Below are 292 nucleotides of genomic sequence, written 5' to 3'. Positions count from 1 at the left end.
GTGGAATCTCAAGCATCCGAACGAACAGCGCCCCACGGTGATCGGCGCCTGGCGCCGCGCGGCGACGCTCGCCGTGCAGAGACGATAGGAGAATGATGTGGCAAGCCAGGCAATGCCGATAGCCGCGATGACGACCGGCCTGGCCGAGGAGGAGGCGGCACCGCATGCCGTCAGCGGCGCCTACGTGGCGCAGCTGCACACCCGTCTTGAAGCGGTCAGGCCGCTCTGGCTGCGTCTTGAGACCAGCGGCGTGTGCACCGGCCACCAGCATTTCGCCTGGGCCGAAGGCATC

At 67.8% G+C, this 292-nt stretch carries 1 pseudogene; it reads left to right on the top strand.

The window, feature by feature from the left end:
- Window positions 1-97: 97 nt before the first annotated feature.
- Window positions 98-292 (top strand): annotated as a pseudogene (locus tag EN786_RS37155) (GNAT family N-acetyltransferase); the annotation flags it as partial.

The organism is Mesorhizobium sp. M4B.F.Ca.ET.143.01.1.1, from assembly GCF_004792275.1.
Taxonomy (GTDB): Bacteria; Pseudomonadota; Alphaproteobacteria; order Rhizobiales; family Rhizobiaceae; genus Mesorhizobium; species Mesorhizobium abyssinicae.
The sequence above is the reverse complement of the archived record's forward strand: the minus strand, read 5'-3'. Positions and strand labels throughout refer to the sequence as shown.